The sequence below is a fragment of the Pseudomonas sp. RtIB026 genome (assembly GCF_016861355.2).
GTDB lineage: Bacteria > Pseudomonadota > Gammaproteobacteria > Pseudomonadales > Pseudomonadaceae > Aquipseudomonas > Aquipseudomonas peradeniyensis.
Genome location: NZ_AP023348.2, coordinates 2,170,081 through 2,181,777 on the forward strand (window position 1 = coordinate 2,170,081; position 11,697 = coordinate 2,181,777).

Annotated in this window: 9 protein-coding genes; 7 read left to right on the forward strand and 2 right to left on the reverse strand. The window is 66.4% G+C overall.

The features are described 5' to 3' along the window. Window positions 1–11: 11 nt before the first annotated feature. Complete coding sequence (locus tag PRtIB026_RS09810; RefSeq protein WP_203647698.1) at window positions 12–2,768, reverse strand: response regulator; 2,757 nt, start codon at window positions 2,766–2,768, stop codon at window positions 12–14. Window positions 2,769–2,987: 219 nt separating this feature from the next. On the opposite strand from PRtIB026_RS09810, the gene PRtIB026_RS09815 reads away from it, so the two are divergent. The 7 genes from PRtIB026_RS09815 to PRtIB026_RS09845 all read left to right on the forward strand — a co-directional run bounded on the left by PRtIB026_RS09815 (window position 2,988) and on the right by PRtIB026_RS09845 (window position 11,425). Next, complete coding sequence (locus PRtIB026_RS09815; protein WP_203647697.1) at window positions 2,988–3,704, forward strand: response regulator transcription factor; 717 nt, start codon at window positions 2,988–2,990, stop codon at window positions 3,702–3,704. A gap of 3 nt (window positions 3,705–3,707) precedes the next feature. Then, a complete protein-coding gene (locus tag PRtIB026_RS09820) occupies window positions 3,708–5,102 on the forward strand; it encodes a sensor histidine kinase (RefSeq protein ID WP_203647696.1) in 1,395 nt (464 codons plus the stop codon). A 233-nt stretch (window positions 5,103–5,335) separates the two neighbouring features. Beyond that, window positions 5,336–6,235, forward strand: coding sequence for a cysteine synthase CysM (gene cysM / locus PRtIB026_RS09825; protein ID WP_203647695.1), 900 nt, complete (start codon window positions 5,336–5,338; stop codon window positions 6,233–6,235). Beyond that, window positions 6,235–7,593 (forward strand): 23S rRNA (uracil(1939)-C(5))-methyltransferase RlmD, encoded by a 1,359-nt coding sequence (gene rlmD / locus PRtIB026_RS09830; RefSeq protein ID WP_203647694.1) that lies wholly within the window; start codon window positions 6,235–6,237, stop codon window positions 7,591–7,593. The genes cysM and rlmD overlap by 1 nt, the downstream gene beginning before the upstream one ends. Window positions 7,594–7,692: 99 nt before the next feature. Beyond that, complete coding sequence (relA, locus tag PRtIB026_RS09835; protein WP_203647693.1) at window positions 7,693–9,933, forward strand: GTP diphosphokinase; 2,241 nt, start codon at window positions 7,693–7,695, stop codon at window positions 9,931–9,933. Window positions 9,934–10,025: 92 nt separating this feature from the next. Continuing rightward, window positions 10,026–10,859 carry a nucleoside triphosphate pyrophosphohydrolase gene (mazG, locus tag PRtIB026_RS09840; RefSeq protein ID WP_203647692.1) on the forward strand — a complete coding sequence of 278 codons (834 nt, stop codon included), beginning with the start codon at window positions 10,026–10,028 and terminating at the stop codon, window positions 10,857–10,859. A gap of 26 nt (window positions 10,860–10,885) precedes the next feature. After that, window positions 10,886–11,425, forward strand: coding sequence for a DUF2058 domain-containing protein (locus PRtIB026_RS09845; protein WP_203647691.1), 540 nt, complete (start codon window positions 10,886–10,888; stop codon window positions 11,423–11,425). Window positions 11,426–11,471: 46 nt separating this feature from the next. Here the strand turns inward: PRtIB026_RS09845 and PRtIB026_RS09850 are convergent, their stop codons facing one another. Continuing rightward, window positions 11,472–11,654 carry a hypothetical protein gene (locus tag PRtIB026_RS09850; RefSeq protein WP_203647690.1) on the reverse strand — a complete coding sequence of 61 codons (183 nt, stop codon included), beginning with the start codon at window positions 11,652–11,654 and terminating at the stop codon, window positions 11,472–11,474. Between the last annotated feature and the right edge of the window lie 43 nt (window positions 11,655–11,697).

The window sequence follows — 11,697 nt, forward strand, 5'->3', positions numbered from 1 at the left end:
GGGACAGTTACCTACGCGCTCTCGCGCGCCTGTTCGGCCAGTCGGCTGATGGCCTGGTCCAGTTCGTCCAGCGCCTGCAACGCCTGGGGGCTGTCCTGCTTGAGCAAGGTTTCGCTGCGCTGGCAGGCCGCCCGTAACTGCGGTACGCCGCAATAGCGCGAGGCGCCGTTGAGCCGGTGCACGCGCTCGATCATCGCCGTGCGGTCGGCGGCGTTGCGCGCGGCGCGGATGGCTTCACGGTCGGACTCCAGCGAGGCCAGCAGCATGGCCAGCATGTCCGCCGCCAGGTCCGGCTTGCCGGCCGCCAGGCGCAGGCCTTCTTCCGGGTCGAGGACCTTCAGCTCGCTGCTGTCGGCCAGGCGTTCGCTGGCGCGTTCCGGTGGTGGTGAGCCCAGGCTCAGGCCGGTCCACTTCATCACCACCTGGCCCAGCTGGCGCTCGCTGATCGGCTTGGTCAGGTAGTCGTCCATGCCGCTGTGCAGCAGGGCGCGCTTTTCGTTGGCCATGGCGTGGGCGGTGAGGGCCACGATCGGCAGGGGCGGGCCGCTTTGGCTGCTTTCCCACTGACGGATCTGCTCGGTGCAGGCGCGGCCATCCATGCCGGGCATCTGTACATCCATCAGCACCAGGTCGAACGGTTCGTCCTGCACGGCCTGTACCGCGCCGTAGCCGTTGTCCACTGCCAGCACCTCGGCGCCCATGCCTTCGAGCAGGGTCTGTACCAGCAGCAGGTTGGCCGGGTTGTCGTCGACGCAGAGGATCTTCGGCATGCGCTGGCCACCGTGGTTGCGCTGTTCGCACACCGGGCGGCGTGGCTGCACCAGCTCCAGCAGCAGGCGACGCAGCTTGCGGGTGCAGGTCGGCTTGGCCAGCAGTTGGCCATGGGCATTGGGCAGGTAAGGGTGGTAGAGCGGCTGCTCGGTGGTCGGACAGAGCACCACGCACTGGCAGCCGAGACGTTCGAGCTGCTGGTGGTACTGGCCCAGCTGTTCCGGGGCCAGGCTGCCCAGGTTGACCCCGAGCACGGCGAACTCGAACGGCTGCCCGGCCTGGCTGGCGGCCTGCACGCCTTGCAGCAGCTGGTCGCAGGAGGCGAACACGCTGACCGCCAGGCCGCAGTCCTCCAGTTGGTGCTCCAGTGCCTGGCGCGCCAGGTCGTGGCCGTCGACGATGGCCACGCGGCGGCCGAGCAGGGCCTGGGCGGGTTGTTCCTCGGCGTCGTCGTGGGCCTTGGGCAGGTTGAGGCTGATCCAGAACTGCGAGCCCTCGCCAGGGGTGCTGTCGACGCCGATCTCGCCGCCCATCTGCTCGATCAGGCGCTTGGAGATTACCAGCCCCAGGCCGGTGCCGCCGGGTTGGCGCGACAGCGAGTTGTCGGCCTGGCTGAACGCCTGGAACAGGGTACGCACATCCTGGGGCGACAGGCCGATGCCGGTGTCCTGCACGCTGATGCGCAGTTGCACGCTGTCTTCCTGCTCGTCCTCGAGCATGGCACGCACGACGATGGTGCCTTCGCGGGTGAACTTGATGGCGTTGCTCACCAGGTTGGTGAGGATCTGCTTGAGCCGCAGCGGGTCGCCGACCAGCGACAGCGGCGTGTCGCGGTAGACCAGGCTCAGCAGTTCCAGCTGCTTGGCGTGGGCGGCCGGAGCGAGGATGGTCAGGGTGTCCTGGATCAGGTCGCGCAGGTTCAGCGGGATGCTGTCGAGCACCAGCTTGCCGGCCTCGATCTTGGAGAAGTCGAGGATCTCGTTGATGATCCCCAGCAGGTTGTCGGCGGACTTCTCGATGGTGCCGAGGTAGTCGAGCTGGCGCGGGGTCAGCTCGCTCTTCTGCAACAAGTGGGTGAAGCCGAGGATGCCGTTGAGCGGGGTGCGGATCTCGTGGCTCATGTTGGCGAGGAACTCAGACTTGATGCGGCTGGCCTCCAGGGCCTCCTTGCGCGCCATGTCCAGCTCGATGTTCTGGATCTCGATGGTCTCCAGGTTTTGGCGCACGTCCTCGGTGGCCTGGTCGATGCTGTGCTGCAGCTCTTCGTGGGCGCTGTGCAGGGTTTCGGCCATGCGGTTGATGCCGGCGGCCAGCTCGTCGAGCTCGTGGCTGCCCATGGCCGGCAGGCGCTCGTCCAGGTGGCCGTCCTTGAGCTGGTTGACCGCGTGCTTGATGCGGTTGATCGGGTTGTTGATGGTGCGGCTCATGCGCAGGGCCAGCAGCGCGGTCAGGCTCAGGCAGGCGAGGATCAGCAGCAGGCTGGTGAACAGGTTGCGGTAGCCGCGCAGCAAGGTGCCGTCGTGGGACAGTTCGATCTCCACCCAGCCGAGCAGGCGCTCGGCCTCGGCCGGCACGGCGTCGGTGGCCAGGTCGCGGTGATGGCCGAACACCGGCATCAGGTAGCGGGTGGCGTCGTTGCCCGTGCGCTGCAGCAGCTGCGTGCCGGTGCCGCCGCTGGGCGGCTGGTTGAGCATGCTGGGGCCGGCATGGGCCAGGCGCGTGCGGTCGGCGGCAAGGAACGCCACGGCGCGCACATCGGCCTGCTCCAGGGCCTGGGCGGCGATGCGCTCCAGTTGCGCCGGAGCCTGGCGGGCGAGGGCCGGTGCCGCCAGTGGTGCCAACTGCTCGGCGATCATCTTGCCGCGTTGCAGCAGTTGCGTGCGCAGGTCGCTTTGTTGCAGCCAGGTGAAGTAACTGCCCAGCACCAGGGCCATCAGGCTGGCGGGCAGCAAGGCCAGCAGCAGGACGCGGCTGCGGATTCCCAAACGGTCGAGCACACCTGTCTCCTGTCATGTGCTGTTAAAGGCGCGGTTCGCGCATCAGCGGGAACGTTACTCTGCGCTGAGGGGTAATGCACAGGATTTGTAATGGTTTTTGCTTTTCTCGGCTGGCGTTGCCGGTGCGGGCACTTCAATGTCACGCCAGTCGGACGGAGGTTGCCTTGTTCGGACCGCTTGTCCAATAATCGCGTAATTGAGAATTGATGGCAGTTGCCAATGCATCCTGAAGCGATTCACGCGACCAACATCCTCGCCATCGAGGACGATCCCGTGCTGGGCGCCTACCTGCATGACGAGCTGCAGCGCGGCGGCTTCCAGGTGACCTGGTGCCGCAATGGCCTGGAAGGCCTGGAGGCGGCGGGCCGGCAGGTGTTCGACCTGGTGCTGATGGACATCCTGCTGCCCGGGCTCAACGGCCTGGACGCACTGGCCAGCCTGCGTCGACGCAGCGCCACGCCGGTGATCCTGATGTCGGCGCTGGGCGCCGAGGCCGACCGCATCAGCGGCTTCGAGCGCGGCGCGGACGACTACCTGCCCAAGCCGTTCAGCTTTGCCGAGCTGCGGGTGCGCATCGAGGCGATCCTGCGCCGGGTGGCCTTCGAGCGGCGCGCTCGGGCGCCGCGTGGGGTGGAGGCCGGGCAATTGCATTTCGACGAGCAGGCCACCGATGTCAGCCTCGCCGGCGCCTGGGCCGGGCTTACCCCCAGTGAATATCGCCTGCTCGACACCCTGCACCGCAGCCAGGACGAGGTGCTGAGCAAGCCCTTCCTCTACCAGCAGGTGCTGCAGCGTGGCTACTCGCGGCATGACCGCAGCCTGGACATGCACGTCAGCCAGATCCGCCGCAAGCTCAAGGCCATCGGCTACCACGAGCGGCAGGTGCGTACCGTGTGGGGCAAGGGCTATGTGTTCGGCGCGGGCGAGGCCGACTGAACCGTGCTCGACCGTCACTCGCTGTTCTGGAAACTGACCGTCCTGCTGGTGGGCTTCTGCCTGCTGATGATCGGCCTGAGCTACAGCTGGGGCCGGCACATGGAAACCCAGGATGCCTTCCTGTCCGAGCCGGCGCGGCAAGTGCTGCGCGGCTACGCGACGCAGGCCGAGCAGGCCTGGCGCAGTGGCGACCGCGAGGGCGTGGACGCCTGGCTGGCCGAGATGCGCGAGCGCGAGCAGGGCTGGGTGGGCGTGCTCGACGGTGACCTGCAACCGTTGGGCAGCGCCGACCTGAGCGCCGGCCAGGCCCAGCGCCTGACCCGCCTGCGTGGCGTCGACTGGCCCATGAGCCGACGCAGTGTCGGCCAGCCCTGGTTGCGCCTGCCGTTCCCCGGCGCGCCGGAGCAGGGCATGCTGGTGATCGAGCTGCCGGAGCGCTTCAACCCCGGCCAGTACCGCTTGTTCTGGCGCGTCGTCACCAACGGCATCATCCCCGGGTTGTTCACCCTGCTGCTGTGCGTCGGCCTGTACCGCATGCTGATCGTGCCGCTCAACCAGTTGCGCGAGCAGGCCAATGCCTGGCGGGCCGACCAGCTGGCCGCGCGCCTGGATTCGCGCACCACCCGGCGCAAGGACGAACTGGGCGAACTGGCCCGCGCCTTCGACCAGATGGCCGAGCGCCTGCAGGGCACCGTGGCCTTGCAGCAGCAGTTGCTGCGCGATCTGTCCCACGAGATGCGCACGCCGCTCAGCCGCCTGCGCGTGGCCTGCGATGGCGAGACCGACCTGCAGCGCCTGCGCGAACGCCTGCACCGCGAGGTGGATGGCATGCAGCAACTGGTCGAGGACACCTTGCAACTGGCCTGGCAGGACGCCGAACGCGCACCGGTGAACCTCGAGCCGATCCAGGTGGCGGCGCTGTGGGATCTGCTCAGCGAGAACGCCTGCTACGAAAGTGGCTGGGCGCCGCAGCGGCTGCGCTGCGACTTGCCGGCCGGCTGCTGGGTGCAGGGCAGCCTCAACGACCTGGCCCAGGCATTGGAGAACATGCTGCGCAACGCCATCCGTCATTCCCCGGAGGCGGGCGTGGTGCGCCTGAGCGGTTGGCGAGAGGGCGGGTACTGGCGTATCGACCTGGAGGACGAGGGCGGTGGCGTGGCCGAGGAAGACCTGGAGCGGATATTCGCGCCGTTTTCCAGGCTGGAGGGTTCGCGGCCCGGGGATGGTGGTTTCGGCCTGGGCTTGAGCATTGCCCGCAATGCGATCCGGCGCCAGGGCGGGAGCGTGTGGGCGGTCAATGGCGAGCATGGCCTGCGCTTGTGCATGCGCCTGGCTGCGGGGGAGTCGAGCTCATCGCGGGACAAACCCGCACCCACAAAGGCTTCGCACACCCTGTAGGAAACTTGCGTTGCCGCGCTGGGAACTGTCCTCCTGTGGGAGCGGGTCCACCTAAATCTATGAGTTACGGTTTGTTCCGTGGGAGCGGGCTTGCCCCGCGATCACCCGCAAAGCGGGTGCCAGGTCCATGCCCTTATAGCCATGCGCTATAACATCCAGCAATTGCGTGATATGGCCGCGCTGGGTTTGCCGGTATGATAGGCGCCCCTGCCGTCCGGATTGCGAAAACGCCCATGACCCTGCAGTACCCAACCATCGCCGATTGCATCGGCCATACGCCACTGGTTCGCCTGCAGCGCATCGCCGGGGACACCAGCAATACCTTGCTGCTCAAGCTCGAAGGCAACAATCCGGCAGGTTCGGTCAAGGACCGCCCGGCGCTGTCGATGATCACCCGCGCCGAGCTGCGTGGCCAGATCAAGCCCGGCGACACCCTCATCGAAGCCACCTCCGGCAACACCGGTATCGCCCTGGCCATGGCCGCGGCGATCAAAGGCTACAAGATGATCCTGATCATGCCGGACAACTCCACCGCCGAACGCAAGGCGGCGATGACCGCTTATGGCGCCGAGCTGATCCTGGTGACCAAGGAAGAGGGCATGGAGGGCGCGCGCGACCTCGCCGAGAAGATGCAGGCCGAAGGCCGCGGCCTGGTCCTTGACCAGTTCGCCAACGGCGACAACCCGATCGCCCACTACAACAGCACCGGCCCGGAAATCTGGCAGCAGACCCAGGGCAGCATCACTCATTTCATCAGCTCCATGGGCACCACCGGCACCATCATGGGCTGCTCGCAGTACCTCAAGGAGCAGAACCCGGCGGTGCAGATCGTCGGCCTGCAGCCGATGGAAGGCTCGGCCATCCCCGGCATCCGCCGCTGGCCCCACGAGTACCTGCCGAAGATCTTCGACGCCACCCGCGTCGACCGCGTGGTCGACATGTCCCAGCAGGAGGCTGAGGAGACCACCCGTCGCCTGGCCCGCGAAGAGGGCATTTTCTGTGGCGTATCCTCCGGCGGTGCCGTGGCAGCCATGCTGCGCCTGTCCCGTGAAGTCGAGAATGCGGTGATGGTCGCCATCATCTGCGACCGCGGCGACCGTTACCTCTCCACCGGCCTGTTCGACCCGACCTGATGTCCAGAAAGAAAAGCAACACCGGCCTGCGCTTCCAGCCGGCCGGCGGCAACCGTGCCGCACAGCTGCCCGTGGGCAAGAAGCAACGTCTGTCGATCGAGCGCGTGGCCGGTGACGGTCGCGGCATCGCCTTCATTGAAGGACGTACCTGGTTCGTCAGCGGCGCGCTGGCCGGCGAGGACGTCGAGGCGCGGGTGCTCGCCGCCCGCGGCAAGGTGGTCGAGGCGCGCCTGGAGCGCGTGTTCCAGGCCAGCCCCGAGCGCCGTGAAGCGCCTTGCCGGCACTACGCCCGCTGCGGTGGCTGCAACCTCCAGCACCTGCCCCATGACGGCCAGCTGGCACTCAAGCAGCGCCTGCTCGCCGAGCAACTGCAGCGGGTGGCTGGCGTGCAGCCCGAGGAGTGGGCTGTTCCCCTGAGCGGACCGGAATTCGGCTACCGCCGCCGGGCGCGGGTCGCGGTACGCTGGGACACCAAGGCGCGCCAACTGGACGTGGGGTTTCGCGCCGAGGCCAGCCAGGACATCGTCGGCATCGACGAATGCGCGGTGCTGGTACAACCCTTGCAAACGATCATGCGCCACCTGCCGACCGTGCTGCGCAGCCTGGGCAAGCCACAGGCGCTGGGGCACGTGGAGCTGTTCAGCGGCACCGCCGAGGCGGTGCTGGTGCGGCATGTAGCGCCCCTGCCAAGTGACGACCTGGCGCGGCTCGAGGCGTTCTGCCGCGAGGCCGGCGCCCAGCTGTGGCTGCAGGGCGAGGGCGAGCCGGCGCCGGTGGATGCTGCGGCGCAACTGGGCTTTGCCCTGCAGCCCTGGGGCCTGGAACTGGCCTGGCGGCCGGGTGACTTCGTCCAGGTCAACGCCCAGGTCAACACCTTGATGATCCAGCAGGCTCTCGCCTGGCTGGCGCCCGAGGCGCACGAGCGGGTCCTGGACCTGTTCTGCGGCCTGGGCAACTTCGCCTTGCCCCTGGCTCGCCAGGCGCGCGAGGTGGTGGCGGTGGAGGGCGTGCAGGCCATGGTCGAGCGCGCCGCGGCCAACGCCGATGGCAACAATGTGCATAACGCTCGGTTTTTTCAGGCCGATTTATCGCAGCCTTTGGCGGGCGCCGGATGGGTCGCCGAGGGCTTTTCTGCGGTACTCTTGGATCCACCGCGCGACGGGGCTTTCGAGGTGGTGCAAGGCATCGCCCGGCTGGGCGCGAAGCGGCTGGTCTACGTATCGTGCAACCCGGCCACGCTGGCGCGAGACGCGCAGGTGCTGGTCGGACAGGGGTACCGGTTAAAAAGGGCCGGGATTCTCGACATGTTTCCTCAGACGGCGCATGTCGAGGCCATGGCGTTATTCGAAGCGGGCTAGCTGGGCTGGCCCTCTTGGTGCGCCCTTCAGGGAGTGAGGGGCGCACAGGTGATAGCCAGTGCACCCGTGTGGTGCGCTGTATGGAAAGGTAGAACAAAGATGGTACAGGTGAGAGTGCACCAGCCGGTCAACAACGACGGCAGTATCAATCTCGAAGCATGGCTCGATCATGTGGTGAGCGTCGATTCGCAGCTCGATCGCCCTGGGCTGAAAGAGGCCTGCGAGTTTGCCCATGAAGTCGAGAGGAAGGGTAATCCGGCCAAGCATTCCTGGGCCGACGGTACCTCCAGTTTCCAGGCGGGGCTGGAGATCGCCGAAATTCTCGCCGACCTAAAGCTCGACCAGGATTCGCTGGTGGCGGCGGTCATCTACCGTTCGGTGCGCGAAGGCAAGGTGACCCTGGCCGAGGTCGGCCAGCGTTTCGGCCCGGTGGTGTCCAAGCTGATCGACGGCGTGCTGCGCATGGCGGCCATCAGTGCCAGCCTCAGCCCGCGCCAGTCGCTGGTGCTCGGCTCCCAGGCGCAGGTCGAGAACCTGCGCAAGATGCTGGTGGCCATGGTCGACGATGTGCGCGTGGCGCTGATCAAGCTCGCCGAACGTACCTGCGCCATTCGTGCGGTCAAGGCCGCCGATGACGAGAAGCGCCTGCGCGTGGCCCGCGAGGTGTTCGACATCTATGCGCCGCTGGCGCACCGGCTGGGTATCGGCCATATCAAGTGGGAACTCGAGGACCTGTCGTTCCGCTACCTCGAGCCCGACCAGTACAAGCAGATCGCCAAGCTGCTGCACGAGCGCCGGCTGGACCGCGAGCGCTTCATCAGCGACGTGATGAACCAGCTGCAGAACGAGCTGCTGGCCACCGGCGTCAACGCCGACATCAGCGGCCGGGCAAAACACATCTATTCGATCTGGCGCAAGATGCAGCGCAAGGGCCTGGAGTTCAGCCAGATCTACGACGTGCGCGCGGTGCGCGTGCTGGTGCCGGAAGTACGCGACTGCTATACCGCGCTGGGCATCGTGCACACCTTGTGGCGGCACATTCCGAAGGAGTTCGACGACTACATCGCCAACCCCAAGGAAAACGGCTACCGCTCCCTGCACACCGCAGTGATCGGCCCCGAGGGCAAGGTGCTGGAGGTGCAGATCCGCACCCACGCCATGCATGAGGAAGCCGAGTTGGGCGTGTGTGCGCACTGGCGCTACAAGGGCACCGACGTCAAGCCCAGCTCCAACCACTACGAAGAGAAGATCTCCTGGCTGCGCCAGGTGCTCGAGTGGCACGAGGAGTTGGGCGACATCGGCGGCCTGGCCGAACAGCTGCGCGTCGATATCGAGCCGGACCGGGTCTACGTGTTCACCCCCGACGGCCACGCCATCGACCTGCCCAAGGGCGCCACGCCGCTGGACTTCGCCTATCGGGTGCACACCGAGATCGGCCACAACTGCCGGGGCGCCAAGATCAACGGCCGTATCGTGCCGCTGAACTACAGCCTGCAGACCGGCGAGCAGGTGGAGATCATCACCAGCAAGCACGGCAACCCGAGCCGCGACTGGCTGAACTCCAACCTGGGCTACGTGACCACCTCGCGGGCCCGGGCCAAGATCGTCCACTGGTTCAAGCTGCAGGCCCGCGACCAGAACGTGGCCGCCGGCAAGACCCTGATCGAGCGCGAACTGAGCCGATTGGGCCTGCCCCAGGTGGATTTCGAACGCCTGGCGGAAAAGGCCAACGTCAAGACTGCCGAGGACATGTTCGCCGCCCTTGGCGCCGGCGACCTGCGCCTGGCGCACATGGTCAACGCCGCGCAGCAGTTGCTCGAACCCGAGCGCCTGGAGCCGGTCGAGCTGATCCCGCGCCAGGCCCGGGGCATCCGCGCGGGCAAGCGCAGCGACATCCAGATCCAGGGTGTCGGCAACCTGCTTACGCAGATGGCCGGGTGCTGCCAGCCGCTGCCGGGCGACGCCATCGTCGGCTATATCACCCAGGGCCGTGGCGTGAGCATTCACCGCCAGGATTGTGCCTCGGTGCTGCAACTGGCGGGCAAGGAGCCGGAGCGCATGATCCAGGTCAGCTGGGGACCGATCCCGGTGCAGACCTATCCGGTCGACATCGTCATCCGTGCCTACGACCGCCCGGGGCTGCTGCGCGACGTGTCGCAGGTGCTGCTCAACGAGAAGATCAACGTGCTGGCGGTCAACACCCGCTCGAACAAGGAAGACAACACCGCGCTGATGTCGCTGACCATCGAGATCCCAGGCCTGGACGCCCTTGGGCGCTTGCTGGGGCGGATCTCGCAGTTGCCCAACATCATCGAGACGCGGCGTAATCGTACCCCTTGAGACTGCTATCGCGGGGCAAGCCCGCTCCCACGCTGTTGTACCGTCAGCGTGGGAGCGGGCTTGCCCCGCGATGAGGCCGGTAAGGACAACCCATGACCTACACCCTTGAAGACCTGCTGCACCTCATGGCCCGCCTGCGCGATCCGCAATATGGCTGCCCCTGGGACCTCAAGCAGGACTACGCCAGTATCGTCCCGCACACCCTCGAGGAAGCCTACGAAGTCGCCGACACCATCGAGCGCGGCGACTTCGAGCACCTGCAGGGCGAGCTGGGGGACCTGTTGTTCCAGGTGGTCTACTACAGCCAGCTGGCCCGCGAGGAAGGGCGCTTCGAGTTCGATGGCGTGGTCGATTCGATCACCCGCAAGCTGATCCGCCGCCATCCCCATGTATTCCCCACCGGCGAGCTGTACGCACCGTTGGACACACCCAAGCTCGACGAGGCCCAGGTCAAGTCGCGCTGGGAGGAGATCAAGGCCGAGGAGCGTGCCGAAAAGAGCGAGCCCGAGCAGTTGTCGCTGCTCGACGACGTGCCCGCGGCCTTGCCCGCGCTGTCTCGCGCCGCCAAACTGCAGAAGCGCGCCGCCACGGTCGGCTTCGACTGGCCCGAGGCGTTGCCGGTGCTGGACAAGGTCCGCGAGGAGCTCGACGAAGTGCTGCAGGCCATGGCCGATGGAGACAGCGAGGCGCTGGAGGACGAGCTGGGCGACCTGCTGTTCGCCACCGTCAACCTGGCCCAGCACCTCAAGCACGACCCGGAAAACGCCTTGCGCCGCGCCAACCGTAAATTCGAGCGCCGTTTCCGTTTTATCGAACAGGCATTGCGCGAGCAGGGCCTGAACATTCAAGATCGTACCCTCGACGAGCTGGACGCCTTATGGGGCGAGGCCAAGCGTCAGGAAAAGAACCTGCCCAGCTGCGGCTGAGCCGATGCATAAGTGAGTGAACACCCATGAGCCTTTCCCTTCGCGACCAATTGCTCAAAGCCGGCCTGGTCAACCAGAAACAGGTCTCGCAGACCAACAAAGCCGAGAAGAAACAGAAACGCCTGGAACACAAGGGCCAGGTCGAGGTGGACGACAGCCAGCAGCGCCTGGCCAGGGAAGCCCAGGCCGAGAAGGCCAAGAAGGACCAGGAGCTGAACCGCCAGGTCCAGGAAAAGGCCGAGCAGAAGGCCCGTGCCGCGCAGGTCAAGCAACTGATCGAAGCGACCCGGCTGCCCAAGCTGACCACCGAGGATTACTACAACTTCGTCGATGACAAGAAGGTCAAGCGCATCGCCGTCAACGCCCTGATGCGCAGCAAGCTGAGCAATGGCGCGCTGGCCATCGTCGCCCATGGTGGCGGCTACGAAGTGATCCCGCGCGAGGCGGCAGTGAAGATCCAGGAGCGCGACCCCAACCGTATCCTGCTGCTCAACACCCATGTCGAGGAAGCGGACGAGGACGATCCTTACGCGGCCTACAAGATCCCAGACGATCTGATGTGGTAAGCACGAAAAACCCCGCCTTGGCGGGGTTTTTTATTGCAGGGCCGGGTCACTGCGCCGGGCGTTGGCGCTCGAGGCATTCCAGCTCCATGCGGTACTGGTGAGCCTGTTGCTCGTCATGGAACATGCCGACCAGTTGGCCTTGCTGATGCACGTCCCAGATCCGCAGGCCAGCGGCCTGGCCTTCGTGGGACATTTTCGATTCGTCGCGTTCGGTTACTTGGACTGTCATCGTCAAACTCCACTGCTTGGTTGGCTGCGGCACTGTGTCGCAG

Excerpts from the sequence above, each read along its gene's own strand:
- PRtIB026_RS09845 (WP_203647691.1), top strand. The coding sequence starts at position 10,886 with ATGAGCCTTTCCCTTCGCGACCAATTGCTCAAAGCCGGCCTGGTCAAC.
- relA (WP_203647693.1), top strand. The coding sequence starts at position 7,693 with ATGGTACAGGTGAGAGTGCACCAGCCGGTCAACAACGACGGCAGTATC.
- rlmD (WP_203647694.1), top strand. The coding sequence starts at position 6,235 with ATGTCCAGAAAGAAAAGCAACACCGGCCTGCGCTTCCAGCCGGCCGGC.
- cysM (WP_203647695.1), top strand. The coding sequence starts at position 5,336 with ATGACCCTGCAGTACCCAACCATCGCCGATTGCATCGGCCATACGCCA.
- mazG (WP_203647692.1), top strand. The coding sequence starts at position 10,026 with ATGACCTACACCCTTGAAGACCTGCTGCACCTCATGGCCCGCCTGCGC.
- PRtIB026_RS09850 (WP_203647690.1), bottom strand. The coding sequence starts at position 11,654 with ATGACAGTCCAAGTAACCGAACGCGACGAATCGAAAATGTCCCACGAA.
- PRtIB026_RS09815 (WP_203647697.1), top strand. The coding sequence starts at position 2,988 with ATGCATCCTGAAGCGATTCACGCGACCAACATCCTCGCCATCGAGGAC.